At 48.6% G+C, this 15,732-nt stretch carries 15 protein-coding genes and 1 tRNA gene; 12 read left to right on the plus strand and 4 right to left on the minus strand.

Annotated features, from left to right (window positions below):
* Positions 1–256 (plus strand): hypothetical protein (locus tag B3157_RS12690; RefSeq protein WP_292590806.1); only part of this gene is annotated, 256 nt, incomplete at its 5' end.
* A gap of 659 nt (positions 257–915) precedes the next feature.
* Here the strand turns inward: B3157_RS12690 and B3157_RS12695 are convergent.
* Positions 916–2,166 (minus strand): hypothetical protein, encoded by a 1,251-nt coding sequence (locus tag B3157_RS12695; RefSeq protein ID WP_292590807.1) that lies wholly within the window; start codon positions 2,164–2,166, stop codon positions 916–918.
* A gap of 178 nt (positions 2,167–2,344) precedes the next feature.
* Between B3157_RS12695 and murJ the strand changes: the two genes are divergently transcribed.
* The 4 genes from murJ (at position 2,345) to B3157_RS12715 (ending at position 6,128) form a co-directional block, all read left to right on the plus strand.
* Positions 2,345–3,844, plus strand: a complete 1,500-nt coding sequence (murJ, locus tag B3157_RS12700) for a murein biosynthesis integral membrane protein MurJ (protein ID WP_292590809.1) — start codon at positions 2,345–2,347, stop codon at positions 3,842–3,844.
* A 68-nt stretch (positions 3,845–3,912) separates the two neighbouring features.
* Entirely contained in the window at positions 3,913–5,145 is a 1,233-nt protein-coding gene (locus B3157_RS12705) for an NAD(P)/FAD-dependent oxidoreductase (protein ID WP_292590811.1), read from the plus strand.
* A 191-nt stretch (positions 5,146–5,336) separates the two neighbouring features.
* Positions 5,337–5,525, plus strand: coding sequence for a hypothetical protein (locus B3157_RS12710; protein ID WP_099829426.1), 189 nt, complete (start codon positions 5,337–5,339; stop codon positions 5,523–5,525).
* A 72-nt stretch (positions 5,526–5,597) separates the two neighbouring features.
* On the plus strand, positions 5,598–6,128 hold the full coding sequence (locus tag B3157_RS12715) for a cob(I)yrinic acid a,c-diamide adenosyltransferase (RefSeq protein ID WP_214061152.1): 531 nt from the start codon (positions 5,598–5,600) through the stop codon (positions 6,126–6,128).
* 4 nt (positions 6,129–6,132) lie between these two features.
* On the opposite strand, the gene B3157_RS12720 is transcribed toward B3157_RS12715, so the two are convergent.
* From B3157_RS12720 to B3157_RS12730, 3 genes are all read right to left on the minus strand, one after another.
* On the minus strand, positions 6,133–6,405 hold the full coding sequence (locus B3157_RS12720; RefSeq protein WP_214061151.1) for a hypothetical protein: 273 nt from the start codon (positions 6,403–6,405) through the stop codon (positions 6,133–6,135).
* A 307-nt stretch (positions 6,406–6,712) separates the two neighbouring features.
* Positions 6,713–6,886: a hypothetical protein gene (locus B3157_RS12725; RefSeq protein WP_292590815.1), complete on the minus strand. Its 174-nt coding sequence runs from the start codon at positions 6,884–6,886 to the stop codon at positions 6,713–6,715.
* Between the two features lie 81 nt (positions 6,887–6,967).
* The gene (locus B3157_RS12730; protein WP_292590817.1) at positions 6,968–8,329 is read right to left on the minus strand and encodes a protein O-GlcNAcase; all 1,362 of its coding nucleotides are present in this window, start codon (positions 8,327–8,329) and stop codon (positions 6,968–6,970) included.
* 243 nt (positions 8,330–8,572) lie between these two features.
* Here B3157_RS12730 and B3157_RS12735 point away from each other — a divergent pair, with 243 nt between their 5' ends.
* From B3157_RS12735 to B3157_RS12765, 7 genes are all read left to right on the plus strand, one after another.
* Positions 8,573–9,409 carry a DegV family protein gene (locus tag B3157_RS12735; protein WP_099829430.1) on the plus strand — a complete coding sequence of 279 codons (837 nt, stop codon included), beginning with the start codon at positions 8,573–8,575 and terminating at the stop codon, positions 9,407–9,409.
* Between the two features lie 235 nt (positions 9,410–9,644).
* Positions 9,645–10,568, plus strand: a complete 924-nt coding sequence (locus tag B3157_RS12740; protein ID WP_214060536.1) for a winged helix-turn-helix domain-containing protein — start codon at positions 9,645–9,647, stop codon at positions 10,566–10,568.
* Between the two features lie 290 nt (positions 10,569–10,858).
* On the plus strand, positions 10,859–11,962 hold the full coding sequence (locus tag B3157_RS12745; RefSeq protein WP_292590820.1) for an aldo/keto reductase: 1,104 nt from the start codon (positions 10,859–10,861) through the stop codon (positions 11,960–11,962).
* Positions 11,963–11,983: 21 nt separating this feature from the next.
* Positions 11,984–12,517, plus strand: coding sequence for a DUF6512 family protein (locus B3157_RS12750; RefSeq protein ID WP_292590822.1), 534 nt, complete (start codon positions 11,984–11,986; stop codon positions 12,515–12,517).
* A gap of 91 nt (positions 12,518–12,608) precedes the next feature.
* Positions 12,609–14,606 carry a urocanate hydratase gene (locus B3157_RS12755; protein WP_414674295.1) on the plus strand — a complete coding sequence of 666 codons (1,998 nt, stop codon included), beginning with the start codon at positions 12,609–12,611 and terminating at the stop codon, positions 14,604–14,606.
* A gap of 13 nt (positions 14,607–14,619) precedes the next feature.
* Positions 14,620–15,174, plus strand: a complete 555-nt coding sequence (locus B3157_RS12760; protein ID WP_292590824.1) for a pyruvate kinase alpha/beta domain-containing protein — start codon at positions 14,620–14,622, stop codon at positions 15,172–15,174.
* A gap of 262 nt (positions 15,175–15,436) precedes the next feature.
* A tRNA-Ala gene (locus B3157_RS12765) sits at positions 15,437–15,512 on the plus strand.
* The last annotated feature ends 220 nt before the right edge of the window (positions 15,513–15,732 follow it).

A 15,732-nucleotide genomic window follows, 5' to 3' on the forward strand; every position in this document is an offset into this window, starting at 1 on the left:
ACCCGAAGTGCTTAACCCGTACCTAATAACCCACTCTCTATTCTCCTGTCTGAGAACCGACAACGACCACCTGATTTTGGTCTTCCAGCGTTCAGCGCTCAGCGAAAAGCGGGCTTTGTTGCCTCCTGCAAAGCAGCATCACTTCCGCCGATGTTCTTCGGCGCATCACTTCCCACCGAAGGTGGCATCACTTTACGATGAAATCGGCCTTGCGTCTCATTTGACCAATGACTGGTTCTTCTCTCTTCTCTCGTGAGCGAAGCGAACCTCTCGGCAACGCTCTTTCTCAATGGTCTTTGTTTACCCGGCGCAAGCCGGACTGGCCTCGCGAAACGGGTTTGGTGTTCTTATAGTATTTCTCGCCACTGCTTGTGGTGACTGGCCTGCGTCAGTAGACTGGCACTGAAGATCTTCCTTGCGAAGCGGGCATTGCGACCTGGCATGATCTTTGCCAGCCTTGCGTCCGCCGGTGTTCCTCGGCGCCTTGCGTCTCATTTGACCAATGACTGGTTCTTCTCTCTTCTCTCGTGAGCGCAGCGAACCTCTCGACAACGCTCTTTCTCGATTGATCTTATCGGAGGAAGGGTTTACTCGGAGAACGGTGGACCGTTGACGGTTGACCTGAGAGGCTTCCTGCGAAGCAGCATCACTTCCCCGGATGCTCTTCCGGGCATCACTTCCTGGGATGTACTTCCCAGCATCACTTCCCGACGAAGTCGGCCTCGCCTCCTGCCGAAGGCAGCCTTGCGTCTGATCTCAGAGCGGTTTTTCATCCCCGCGAAGCGGGCATTGCGACCTGGCATGATCTTTGCCAGCCTTGCGTCCCGGCATGATCTTCGCCAGCCTTGCGTCCGCCGGTGTTCCTCGGCGCCTTGCGTCCCGCCGAAGGCAGCAATGCGTCCGCAGAAACTTCTATCACTCGCCAACTACATGAATCGTGAGTGTGTGGACCTTTTCGATCGTCTTTTCGCCAAATTCGCCGAAGAATCTGAAGGGAATCTCATAATCGCCCACTTCTTGTGGAGTCCAGCGGAAGATGCAGTGATCGTGCTTGTCGAGGAGAGTGCCTGCTTCTGACTGAAGCTCGACTCCGTTCGTCGATCTCCAGATCCATGCGTGATCGGAGAAGGACCATTTGTCATATCCCACAAATCGCCACTCTGCGATCAGTGCATTTACCCTAAACTCAATCAATTCACCAACAGGAGATGTGATTTCCGGCACGGGAATGGTTCTCGAGAACTGCTCAAATGAGTTTAAGTAAAACAAGTCTTCCCATAATGGAACGATGTTTCTTCCTGCACTTTCGTAGGCCTTTTCAACTAGGCCGACGCATGAATAGATATCTCGTTTTGTGAAGGGAAGATTCAAGTAGCCAGACCAGGCGAGGCCTACAGACCACATCGCCCCGTGGTTGGCCTCCTCAAATATGTATCTGGATATTTGTCTCCGTTCGAGCGGGGTTATATCTCCGGAGTATCTCATCGCACCTGTAAAACCGGAAGACCAGTATTTAAGCCATCGCGATTCGTACGTGTCGTAGTTGAAGAGATTCACAAAAGAGTGGTTTTCAATATCGTTGGGGAAGACAAAGACACCCTCCTCGACGAGATTGTATCCGTGTGTCAAGAACGGGTAGGATTCTCCAAATGTCTTTCCGTCGTTTAGACCCAGACCTTCATCTGTCATTGCCGTGGCATAGTCGACACCGAGATATACTGCCGAGTGTGAAGGGATCCAGTTCGGTCCGATATGATAGAGTAGATCGCCTTCGAGCAGGTACTTTCCGGGCAGATGTTGTGCTGTGTAGAGGGCATCTGCCTTTGATATCAACAGGCAGTAAGGCACTTTTGTGAATCGAACGAACGTGGAGAAGGAATCTATGCTGCACTGTACCTGAAACTCCTCTCCTGCCGGGGCGAAGGAAGTCGCGCTGAGGAGCGGCTGGATCATCAAGATCTGATCATCGTCCAGGTCGAATTCGCCGTGAGAAAGTTCGAATACCGGCCCGGGAATTGAACCGCTGCTTTCGTGGAAGACAACCTGGATCGTTCGTTCCGATACGCTCTGCACTTCGTAAACGATGGTCTCCTTCTCACTGACTCCATAGAAGAATACTGTCACTCCTCTGGAGACGATGAAGGAGTTGTCGCCAGGATGCAGCAACAAAACCTTATGCCCAGGTTTGGCGGGAATCAGCCTGGTACATCCCACTGTGAACAAGATACACGAAGCGACTAAAAGAACCAATCTCCGAATTTGGATACTCATCATTAAGTTTACCATCGCAGAAAGGAAAGACAGATAACACCTATGGTAAATTATACAGTGTAAGACAGGAGGCATGATGAGAAGAATTTCCAGGTCAACATCGGTTGCCGTAGGCACTATAGCGATCCTTACCTTTTCTATAATCTCGAAGGGCATGGGTTTTTTCAGGGAAATGCTTGTCGCCGGTCTCTTCGGGACGTCCGCAAATCTCGATGCGGTCTTTGTTGCAATGACGCCTGCAACGACCCTTTCAGGGATAATTGCCGGAGCTTTTGCCGCCATTTTCGTGCCTGTATACCACTCTATAAGGAATGAAGACCCTGAGAGATCAAAGAGATACGCCGGAGCGGTTCTTATATCGGGTTCTCTGGTCTTTCTCTCTATGGGGATAGTCTTTCTGGTGATTCCGGACCTTGTTATAAGACTTTTCGCTCCGGGTTTTTCGGGTGAAGTCGTCGCTTATGCCGCAAGAAAGTTGAGATATCTATCAATATACCCGTTGATCGGCGGACTAGAAAGCATACTAGGCGCCGTGCTGAAGTCAAACAGGAGGTTCATCCAGTTCGGCTTCTCGCAGCTCTTTTTCAACATTATCGCGATTCCAGTGATATTCTTGACCGCTCCCTTTCTCTCGGAAGCCTCCTACATACTGGCCTGGATTCTCGGCAACACCTTCACCGTGATAGCGTATCTGGTCCAATCAAGAGACCTGTTCTCTCTGAGAATCGGAAAGGGAACGTCTATAGTAGAGACGCTATACCTGAGTTTGCCTCTGATCTTTTCGGGGAGTCTCGGAGTCATCAACAACATGGTTGACAAAGCCTTTGTTTCGCTCCTTCCGCCCGGACGTGTCGCTTCGCTGCAATATGCTCACACTCTTCTGGGCCTGATTACTTTCATGATCGCCGCCTTCCAGATGACAGCCTATACGGAGCTTTCCGAATTTGTCGTTTCCGGTGACAAGAAGAAGGTGCAGGAACGATTGAGAAAGACCGTCACAACGTCATTGAATATCTCGCTGCCTCTGGCGGCATGGATAATCATGATGGCGGAACCCCTAGTGAGGATAATCTATCAGCGCGGACAGTTCGACGCCGACTCGACAAGTCTTGTAAGCATGGCGCTTATTGGGTATGGGGCTTTGATAATCCTCTCACCGATTTCGCATACGTGCACAAGTTATTTCACTGCAAGAAAGAAAGTGAAGGCCATAACGATCGTATCCGTCTTTTCGATCTTTCTGAACGCGTTGTTTGACTGGCTTATGCTCAAGCCGCTTGAACATGCGGGAATAGCAGCGAGTACATCTCTCGTCGTACTCAACGCTACCATAATATATGTTTGGCTAATAGGAAGAGAGGGCGTTAAATTCATGCCGGTGAAGAGAATACTGAGGCTATTGGGCCTTTCGGCGGGTGTTTTCATTGTCGTCGCCTTTCTAAGGCTGAATACCAGTACCTTGATCTGGCTGGTTTTCGGGAACGCGCTCTTCTCCTGCCTGTTCTTTTTCAGTGCCAGGAGCGAACTTAAGGCGATATCTACGAGAATGAAGATGCTTTTTAAGAGAAGTTGAACTGCAGTATTTCTCGAAATGGCTTTCGATTTTGATATAGGGCTGCTTGCAAAGCGGGAGGAAATCTCATGAGAGATATTGTGATAGTAGGAGCCGGTCCTGCCGGACTCTTCGCAGCCATAAACTGCACAACAATGGGTAGAAATGTAACGGTGATTGAGAAAACGAATACCCCCGGAAAGAAGCTGCTAATTTCCGGCGGAGGCCAATGCAATCTTACTAACGCCGAGCCGACAAGGGCGATGCTCGACAGATACTTTGGCTCGGGAAGATTTCTTAAACCGGCATTGATGACCTTTGACTCGAGCAAGCTGATGAACTTCTTTGAAGAGAGAGGACTTAAGCTGTTTGTAAGAGAGGATGGCAAGGTCTTTCCCTCAACTTACTCTGCAAGAGATGTTCTGGAAGTGTTGCTTGCCGAGTGTGAAAAGCAAGGGATACGGATACTTTACAATTGCCGCGTCAAAGGAATAGCTCGACGAACACCGGGCGGATTTGTTGTCTCTTCTCACAAAGGAGAGCTGGGTGCCGACTATCTGGTGCTTGCTACCGGAGGCAGAAGCTACGAGGGCACAGGCTCATCGGGGGATGGATACTCTATCGCCTCGGCGCTCGGTCATAGCATAGTCGAGCCAAGGCCTGCATTGACATCAGTTTCTATAAAGGATTTCGAGTTTGGGGACCTTGCCGGCGTCTCTCTGAAAGCGGTCGATGTCTCCCTGTGGAGGGATTCAAAGAAAACGAGTAGCCGGACTGAGGACTTGTTGATCACTCACGAAGGGCTTTCTGGACCTGCTATTCTGCACCTTTCAAGAGAGGCCGAGCGAGGAGATGAAATTCGAGTCAACTTCAGTGGAATAACTCGCGAAGAGCTTGAAAGGAGAATCTTAAAATTGGCGGCTGAAGAGGGAAAGAAGCTCTTGAAGACATCGCTCCATGACCTGGGTCTTCCCGAAAGATTGCTGGATAAGATCCTGGAGATGAATGGAATAACCGAGCGATTGTGTTCCGAATTGAAGAAAGAGGAAAGAAAGAAGCTGATATCCAGTCTCTTTGAAATGAGTTTTGAGATCGAAAGCGTAGGCGGGTTTTCGCAGGCCATGGTCACAAGAGGGGGGGTTCAGTTATCCGAAGTGAACCCGAAGACAATGGAATCAAGAATCGTTCCGAATCTCTTCTTTGCGGGAGAAATTCTCGACTTCGATGGAGAGACGGGGGGTTACAATCTCCAGGCCGCCTTCTCGACCGGTTACGTAGCGGGAACCACAATAAACAAAAGAACATCACGAGAAGACCAGTAGTTTTGAGTATTGTTCTAGTTATTATCTAATAGGAAAACTATATGTTAATATAACAAGAGAACGATAGATAAGATATTTATGATCCATTCAGAGTCCGATTCAAGATAGACGATCTCTTGGAATTGGAACCTTCGAGCAATTCTCTTTGAGCAATTTGCTGATAGTTTTTTGTAGCACAGAGGAGGTGCGCCTTGGAGGTAAAGAAACCAAAGTGGTTTGACGACTGGGTCGAGATCGACGAGAATTATCTGCAAGAAGCTGGAACCAGCTGGAAACTCAAGGCTAATGCCCCCAAAAGAGTTAGAAAGGAGTACGAGAAGCTGATGGACCAGATCACGGTGAAGGGTCCGTACTCATACTCATGGAAGCATGAACGCTAGATCGAGCTCAGTTGAAGGTGCTTCATAGAGGCATAGGCTCAAGAACGTTGTCTTGAAATGGAGGTTTGTGAGTTGAGTATAAGCACTGGAAGCGGTGATGGAGGAGAAACAAGCCTCTGGAGCGGCGAGAGAATAGATAAAGATAGTCACCGCGTCGAAGCATATGGAACAATAGATGAACTCAGTTCCTTTCTAGGCGAAGCGAAACACCATGTCAGCGAAGAGGTTGCTGACCAAATCGTTTCGATTCAAAGGTTCCTCTTTAGAGTTACCGGTCAATTGGCTTCAAGAGATGTCAAATATGTTGAGCCCATTGAAGAGAGTGATGTTCAGAAACTCACCGGAATGATTCACAAATATGAATCAGTGGTGAGACTTGATGGTTTCGTTATCCCCGGAAGCACCATTGCGTCATCCAAACTTGACATCTGCAGGACTGTGGCAAGAAGGGCCGAAAGAAGAATACTGACGCTTTCTAAACACGAGCATGTTGACAGCGTGATTGTGAAGTACGTTAACAGACTTTCAGATCTTCTTTTCATTCTTGCGAGATATGAGGAGTATAGGGCAGGGAAGATAGTTTACAAGCGAGACGTAGAGTAACGATTTACCGATAGCTGATTTTCGCTACTCCGTCCTTCATACAGGAGCCGAAGCTGTACGCTACGGAGTTCGTATCCATCCCGGGCAAGTAGAAGACAGTAATCATCTCGTCGACATCCTGCCCCGAAGACTCCCACACATCGCGAGTGATGCTTTCTAGTTCCATCTCGCTAACCACAGATTTCTTAAGCAGAATCCGCGCAGTACGTCTTCGCCAGGCCTTTCCGAAATCCCTGACGGTCACCACCGAATATGTGCCTTCAACATTCGACGCCAATCCCTAACTCTCCCCTCTGATAGATAAAATATTATACATCATGTTACGGATAAATGCCAACTGATGCATACACCTCTCTCAGAAATAAAATTTATACAATACGCAAAGTAAACTATCAGAGATTGTTTCGCAAAACGGAATAATAAATACATTAAATCCAGATTATAAATCTGGCGCCGATTTCTATGTAGACAAATCTCCGGAAGAGCCTTCAGAGAAATTCCTGGCGATTCAAAGAGCAAGAGAGCTCTCTTCTAGAAGGTTTTTCTCTTCCGCCTACTTCTTCAGAGCCCGGCCATCAAAAGCACTAGCCGATGTTGCTTCTTCCTATGCCCAAGACCTTGTGGCAGTAAGGACAGAAATAGACCACAGTCTTACTCAACAAGAGTCCAGGTCCCTTTTGTTTAAAGAATATCTCAGGAAGTTCCGATTCGCAGTGGGGACACTTCGGGTTCAACTCTTCCTTTCTTACTAACTTCAATTTGCTCAGCTCCTTGTCTCAAGATGGACTATCTCAGTAATCAATATGTCTTCATTCAGCGAACTTTTGGTGTGGTGAACACTAGCCGATCAGCAGTGTCAGATAACCCTTTGTTCTGATAAGAATTTCCTGAGCTAGATCCCTGAAGAGTACACCTGCCGTAATTGTTTCGGCTCTTACAAGATCAACTAGTATCGACTCCACTTCATCACAGAGGTCTCTGACTTCCTCAATCGTTTCAAAAGTAATGTCGGCAGAGAAGATCAGTTCAGCAATCTTTCCCATCAGTCTTCCCCAAAGAGAGAACTCCTTCAGCCACGGGCCGACCTCTCTAGACAACTCTTCTGAAAGCTTCTCTTTCAAGGTCTCTGCAGATTGAATGATCATTTCGGCTTCATCTGAAAGAAGCTCTTGAACTTCGACCCATCTCTTTTCACCGACTAGTCGATTCAGTTTGTGGTGAAGCTCCACGATTCTTCTGGAATGATCTCTGTGTATCGGACTGAGAAGATTGTACTCGCAGAACAGCTCCATCTCCTTCGAACATCCAGGGGCGACTTCCGAAATGGCGCTAACCCAAGACCTTTCTACATCGTATTCAGTGGGATTATTGAGGAATTCTGCAGCCGATGCAAGCGCGATTTTCGATGCAATAGGTTGATTCATCGGGTTTAAGACTATCCCTTCCGAGTGTTCAACGATGCCGGGGTCTCTTCCCTCATAGGGCCCCACATGCAGTTCGGGGACCATAGAGGCGTCGTTCACAGGGTAGTTGTCCCAGTATAATGGTTTTCTCTGGAAGGCCTCTTCGGCAAGCATGGAATCCTCAAGCGAGAGCCTCTCCGAACACACCTCCGGTCCTGTCCACATAATAGATATGTCGCCATCCAGAGCTTCTCCAAGAGTCTTCATGTAATCTGTTGCCTTGCGCCCTTGATATTGAGTAGGACAGACAATGAACCTTGAGAGGTTTTCGACTTTCGCCTTAAGGATAGAGTAGACTGTGTTTGCGAAATGGGCCTGAGCTTCAGCAAGAGAACCGAATGCCTCTTCATCTTCTTCGTGTACGAGCGTTTCCGGAATATCATCGTAGAAGATTGCAAATGATCTTACTCCTGTGCCTGCTATATCTTCCAGTTTTGCGACCAAGGTTTCGATGTCTGAATCGCTGGAATACCTCACTCCAAGACCCGGACTGATAGCAAAGACAACCGAAACACCGCATGACAGCCCCTCGGCAACCAACTCCGCGAAGTCTTTCTTGAACTCCTCGCTGTATTGCTCTCGCCACCTTCTTCTATGGAGTTCATCGTCTTTTGGAGCGTAAATGTATAAATTGTAACGATGCTCTCCTAGAAACCTCAGCATCGCCTTTCTCGCCTTCATAGACCAAGGAACACCATAGAATCCTTCTACCACGCCTCTGATCTCGAATTCTGACATGTTGAGCTCCCTTCATCAAATCATTTTCAATCAGTTTATCATAATCCAAACTCTCGCGCGAATTACTTCGTTTCCCGTTTACTTGGCAAATGTTACGGTTGCTTCATGCGGAAGCTAACGTTTAGTCCTATTGACTTCCGATTTCCGTAATGCATCATAACTAAATCTACTCAAGAGATTTCTCGCTAGGTTTAGTCAGAAAAGCTATAATTGTAGCATAATCCGGTAAAGGAGGTTGGCGATATGAAAATAGGTTTGGTAACCGACAACACCTGCAACTTGTCAGATGAAGACATCAAGGCACTAGACGTTAGAATCGTGTCTCTTTATATCAACAGAAGCGGGAAATACACAAAAGCGACTGATCTGAACCTTGAGGAGTATTACGAGGAGTTAGGATCGGCTGCGGAGTTGCCGAGTACCTCTCAGCCTTCTCCGCAAGACTTCATTGTTGCTTTCGAAGACGCTCTCAAGACATACGACGCTTTGATTGTACCTGTTCTGTCCGGGAAGCTTAGCGGAACGAGCGTCTCGGCGAATATCGCTGCAAGGGACTTCGATCAGCCGATTCACGTAATTGATTCCCTGTTGGTTGCGGATGGCCCTGGAATGCTGGTGAAGAACCTGGGGGACATGATAAAGAACGGAGCATCGATCCAGGAGCTGGTCGAATATGCTTCATACTTTCACAAGAAGACGAGAACCTTCTTTTCGACAGATGATCTGAGTTATTTGCAGAAAGGCGGACGAATAGGGAAAGCGAAGGCTCTAGTGGGCAATCTGCTTAAGATGAAGCCGGTAATCAAGGTGGACGAAGGCGAACTCAAGCCCGTCGAAAACGTCAGGGGGAACAAGAAACTGCTTGAAAGTTTGGTTAGTCACACCTTCAAGGAGATCCAGCCCGAGAATCTCCGAAGAGCGAGAGTGCTGACGATCTGGAGAAAGGAAGATGCCGCAACTTTGGAGAAGATGCTCCGTGTCGAGGCTCCCGAAGCAGAAATCGAAAGTGGAATTATTGAGCCGATAATCGGTACTCATCTGGGACCTCAGGGAATTGGCATAATCAGCGAAATGAAGTAAAGACGTTCACCGACCTTTTCGGGACTAGAAAGGGGCGTCTTAGGATAAAAGGTCATCTAAGATTCATCTTCTGGGGAGGTGAAGAGACTTTGAATGCGCTTGAGAGAGTCAAGACACGCTTCGGAAGGGCCTTTGATCTCTTGCCGAGCATATATCGTCTAACAAATAACTAGAGACTGGCAAAGCACTTTGCGGAACTGCCTCCGGGCTATCGCCCTGTGGGAGAGCTTGTCGAATGGCTAAGGACTACCAAGAAGAAACTGCCGGAGACGATTTTCGAGAAGATGAGTCTTTACTTCGACTGGAAGGCACCGCTTGGAATGAGGATAAGCCCATTATGTCTGAAGAAAGCTTTGAAAGTGTGCAAGTTCTGTTGCAGCGAATCGCCTCCATCTCTCCAAAAGACATGATAAAGGATTTCTTGTTGATTGGCTTAGGACCGAGATCTGTCGGGTACGATGAAGGAATTGTAGACAGAATACTGGAAAACCAAAAGGGGTCACTCGTCCTCCTTGCTGAAAAGGTTGTTCTTACACCTCAACAGAAAGCGGTCACGCTCGACTTCATATCGGATCCGGAAAAGATGAAGGAAGACTACCTTCACCTCTTGCAGTGGTACGAAGAACACATGCATTCAAGCTCCCCCTACGATGAGAAGAGGTTGAAGGAAAGTCGGGAGAATCTCCAAAGGAATCTCTCTACCTTCGGAAACGATCATCTCTTGAAACTGACAGACATCATGCACAATGAAGAACTTGAAGAGGAAAGGAAGATGGTTCTCGTTCTCTCTTACTTTATAAAGAACGCGCAGAGAGGAATCCTTCACCCCCGTGCTAAGAACGATGTCTTCTTGATCGGTTACAATTATGTGAGTTCCCTTCTCGAGGGTGATCCGGTTGCCAATGCTTCGAGAAGATACGGGGCCCTTTCAAACTCCAATCGAATAAGATTGCTGAACTCTCTCTTCGGGGAACGCCTCACAGGCTACGAGCTTTCTCGCAAGATGAAACTCTCGAACGCCGAGTTGACGGAGACCTTTTCTGCTCTGGTTGCATGCGGTCTCGTCAAGACTGTACGAGAGAGCGATCGGATAATCTTTACAGCCGATAGAGAAGAAGTAATCGATATGCTAACAGGCGAAATCAAGGGGAAAAAGTAAGTGTGCTCGCTTCTACTGATGTGATAAGGTTCAAATTTCTTGGTTGATTAAGAAACTCGAGCAAAAAGCGAAAAAAAGCCCGGAGAATATCCGGGCCGGGTGGTAAAGAAGAAGTCTTGTTCGTATTGTTATGACAGAAATTCTCTATTGTGAGTTCAATTCCATTGTCGATTTAGACGAGCTTTTTTCTGTGTTTCACTTATCTAAAATAGATGATCCCCTAAAGTGAGAATGTACAAGAAGTCGGGAATCGGGTAAGTGCGTAGTAACATGGAATCGGGGGTGTGATTATGGAGTATCGAAGACTTGGCAAGACAGATTTACAGATCTCCCTTCTGGGGTTGGGAGGCTTCCATCTTCTCGAGATTGAACTGAAAGAAGTGAGAAAGATAGTGGATCGCTATCTCGAGGCCGGAGGAAATTACTTCGAAACAGCAAGATCGTACGGCGATGGGGTCTCCGAGCGCAAGCTATCGGAAGCATTGCCCAAGGACGGGGTGATCGTGGCTTCCAAGACGGGCGGCAGAGATGAGGAGTCTTCAAGAAGCGATCTTCTTGCGACACTCAAAGCTCTTGGAAGGGATCATATAGATATCCTGTTTCTTCACGCAGTAACGAAAAGCCGCGACTGGGAGGCGATCACTTCGCCGAACGGCGCACTCAAGACCGTGGAGTGGGCAAAGAGCGAAGGGCTTGTGCGGTACGCAGGAATTACGTGCCACGGTTACGGCGGTACGCTTTTGAAGGCACTAAAAGAATATCCTTTCGATCTATTCATGACTCAAATGAACTACTACGATAGGTTCAACTTTCCCGAGATTGAAACGAAGGTAATCCCTTTCTCCGTTTGCAACAATATAGGAATAATCGCGATGAAGGCGCTGGCCGACGGGTATCTCTGGAAAAGCGTTGAGGACGCCTTCAGGTACACAATGACGCTCCCCGTTTCTTGTATTGTGAGCGGAATTAACACCCTCGAGCAGCTGGAAGAGGATCTCACGCTGATTGAGAAAAGGCCGTTCACTGCGGCCGAACTCGACCATCTCTTTGCAGAGGCGCCCGAACTAGGGAATTACATTTGTAGACAGTGCATGAAGTGTCTGCCCTGCCCTGAGGGGATCAACATTCCCGGGTTCTTCCTCGCCGAAGGACGTTACGATAGACAGATGCTGGATGGCAAGATCATAAGTGCTGCGGATTACGCTTTGAGAGACAGACTCGCCCACTGGTTTGGAAGCGAGGAGCAGGGGATCGCTGAGTATAAGTCTCTCGTTCCCGGCGTTGACAGTTGCAACGATTGCGGCATCTGTGTCGAGCGTTGTCCATATGGAATAGATATTCCCAGGAAACTCAGGATTGCCAGATCGAAGATAACGGAGGGCTATGTCTGGTAGTCGATTAAAGAGGTGATTCAAGTGGGCAGAATCAGCTTTTTTCCTTTGGAAGTACTGGGTTTCTTCTTCGTATTCTTTTTTGGGGTGCTCCTCCATATGGTCTACGGATGGAGCGAAGGTAATGCAATCGTAGGCTTGATCTCTCCGGTTAAGGAGAGCATTTGGGAGCACCTGAAAATGCTCTTCGTGCCGGGGCTTATTCTGCTCGCAGTGGAGTTGTTCTTTTGCAAGGAGGTGCCAGTACCCGCGCTGATTGTGAGAAAGACTCTCGGCATCTACGTGATGTATGCCACAATCCTCGGAGGTTTCTACTTCTACACGCTCTTCATCCACCACAATCTCATTGTTGATATACTATTAATGGCCCTTGCTGTTGCTCTCGGTCAGATCATATCCTATAACGTAGTCTCAAAGCTCAATGTAAGCACGGCTGCAGAGTGGATTCCTCTGGTCATACTGATTTTCTTAGGTGCTGCCTTTGTGCTGTTCAGATTTATACCGGCGCGTTGGGAGCCTTTCAGAGACTCAATCACTGGGGGATACGGAACCAATTAGCGTGTAGAAGTGATGATCGAGAAGTGAGCAACTGAATACATGAAGAGAAGGAGGTTTCATTGTGCTTTCCGAAAGAGACATCTACGAATCAATGGAAATCAAACTAGATGAGACTTTGCCGCCCGATCCAGTCTTCCAGCCGGGGGTCAGGAGAGCGCCCAAGAGAGAGCTGAACCTCTCGCCTAACGAGATCGAACTGGCCCTGAGAAACGCGCTGCGTTACATTCCAACAAGACTTCACGAAAGGCTTGCGCCCGAGTTCCTCGAAGAGCTGCGCTCAACGGGGAGAATTTACGGATACAGGTATCGGCCTCAAGGCGAAATAAAAGGCAGACCGATCGACCAATACAGAGGAAAGTGCATTGAAGGAAGGGCCTTTCAGGTAATGATCGACAACAACCTCGACTTCGATGTGGCTCTCTATCCCTACGAGTTGGTGACTTACGGGGAGACCGGACAGGTATGCCAGAACTGGATGCAGTACAGGCTCATAAAGAGATATCTAGAAGAGCTAAGCGACGAACAGACACTTGTCGTTATGTCTGGCCATCCGCTTGGCCTATTCAGGTCAAAGAAGACCAGTCCCAGGGTGATAATCACCAATGCGCTCATGATCGGGATGTTCGACGACCAGGAGCAGTGGATAAGAGCCCAGGCGCTGGGTGTAGCCAACTATGGACAGATGACGGCTGGAGGCTGGATGTACATAGGGCCACAGGGAATAGTTCACGGAACCTTCAATACAATCCTTAACGCGGGAAGGCAGAAGCTTGGTATCCCGGATGACGGCGATCTCCGCGGACACCTTTTCGTCTCCTCGGGGCTCGGCGGAATGAGCGGTGCTCAGGGAAAGGCAGTGAAGATAGCCGGCGGAGTGGGAATAATCGCCGAAGTAGATCGATCGAGGATTCAGACTAGACTTGATCAGGGCTGGATCGACGAAATAGTCGATGATCCATCGAGCGCCTTCGCCCTGGCAAAGGAAAAGGCTGAGAAGAAAGAGAGCCTTGCGATCGCCTTCTTCGGAAATATTGTTGATCTGCTTGAATATGCGGTCAAGAACAACATTCACATAGAATTGCTTTCCGATCAGACGTCCTGCCACGCTCCGTACGATGGGGGTTACTGCCCCCAGGGTCTGACCTTTGAAGAGAGGACAGAGCTACTCAGTAACGACAAGAAGAGATTCGGGGAGCTGGTCGACAAATCACTGATTAGGCATTTTGATTTCATAAAGCTGCTCGTCGAAAGGGGAACGTACTTCTTCGATTATGGCAACTCGTTCATGAAGGCAGTATACGATGCCGGAGCCAAAGAGATTTCTAGGAACGGTAACGATACCTCGGAGGGATTCATCTTCCCCTCCTACGTTGAGGATATAATGGGGCCCATGCTTTTCGACTACGGATACGGCCCGTTTCGATGGGTCTGCCTGAGTGGAAAGAAAGAGGATCTGCTCAAGACCGATGCGGCCGCAATGAGCTGCATAGATCCAGATCGTCGTGGTCAGGACAGAGACAATTACATCTGGATTAGAGATGCCGACAGAAACAAGCTGGTCGTCGGTACTCAGGCAAGAATACTTTATCAAGATGCCAAGGGCAGACGCGATATCGCTTTGAAGTTCAATGAAATGGTAAGAGGTGGAGAGATAGGACCGGTAATGATAGGCAGAGACCATCACGACACCGGAGGGACAGACTCCCCTTTCAGAGAGACATCGAATATCAAAGACGGAAGCAATATAATGGCGGATATGGCTACCCAATGCTTCGCAGGAAACGCCGCAAGAGGCATGAGCCTGGTCGCACTTCACAACGGAGGTGGAGTGGGAATTGGAAAGGCCATAAACGGAGGATTCGGACTCGTTCTCGACGGAAGCGAGAGAGTGGACGAAATTATTAAGACGTCGATACCCTGGGATGTGATGAGCGGAGTTGCCAGAAGAGCCTGGGCGAGAAACGAAAACGCTCTTTCTGTGGCTGCGGATTTCAACAGAGAGAGAGTGGGGAATGAGCAGATCACTCTCCCCTATCTAGTAGATGACGACATCATTCGCAGAGCCGTGAAAACAGTGATAAAGGAGTGATACACCCTTGACCATGTATTTCGCAAAGAGTGACGAAGAGACGACAATAACTCTTCTCAAAATGATTTTCGAGCGATCGGCAGAAGCCGGTATAAAGGACGTTGTTTTGCCGTCGACCAGCGGGCGGGTTGCAAAGCTGGCTTATGAGACCGTCCCCGATCCCATCAAGCTGACAATTGTTACTCATAGTGTCGGTTTTAGAGAACCAGATGGAGACGAATTCGACCAAGAAGTAAAAAAACTGTATACCGGAACGAGGCACTCTATTCTGACCGCTACCCACCTTTTCAGAGGGATCGACGGAGCATTCGTGAAGTCTGCAGGAGGTGCCTATCCGCCTCAAGTATTTGCTACGGCGCTCCGCCTTTTCGGCCAGGGAACGAAGGTCGCAGTTGAGATAGCGATCATGGCTGCAGATGCGGGAATGATCAGAACCGACCAGTGGGTAGTCACAGCCGGAGGAACGAGCCATGGAATTGATACGGCCTATATAATCAAGGCATGCCACTCAAATGATCTTAGCCTCTTCAAGTTCGGCGAGCTCATAGCTATTCCGTCGAGCCTGTAAGCAGCTAACACAAAATGCACAGCGCGTTGATTCTCTCGAAATCAATCGCCCATCAGAAGTGAAACTGCTCGAGCGTGAGTTCCGAAGGTTCGGAATCTCCTAATTTGACTTAGGCTCTCGGTTTTCAGCCAGTTGTTGCGGAGAGTATGGGTGTTCATGACTTGGAGGGGAATAGTAGGGGCTTCATGAACCTTGCGTAGCCCTTTTTGTCTTCGCGACTGATTGAATTCCTGGATGATTCAGGCTATAATCATTCTTATGTGGGGCCGTAGCACAGCTGGGAGCGCGCCGCCTTCGCAAGGCGGAGGCCGGGGGTTCGAATCCCCTCGGCTCCACCAGAGGGGAGATCACTCCCCTTTTTTGCTTGCTGTTCAGCTTCATACTTCCTAAGAAGCAGTTCCAAGTTTCATATTGTCAGTTGCAAGCAGAAGAAATAGTTGTCCGTTGCGGTTCACCGTTCTCTGAAAGAGCCGCTGTACGCCTGAAGTTCCGCTGTACGCTTAAAAGCGATGAACCCGCTGAGCGCTCTAAAACATGGTTCGCCGTTGACCGTTCAAG

Origin of the sequence: Mesotoga sp. UBA5557 (genome assembly GCF_002425715.1) — a bacterium.
Classification (GTDB): domain Bacteria; phylum Thermotogota; class Thermotogae; order Petrotogales; family Kosmotogaceae; genus Mesotoga.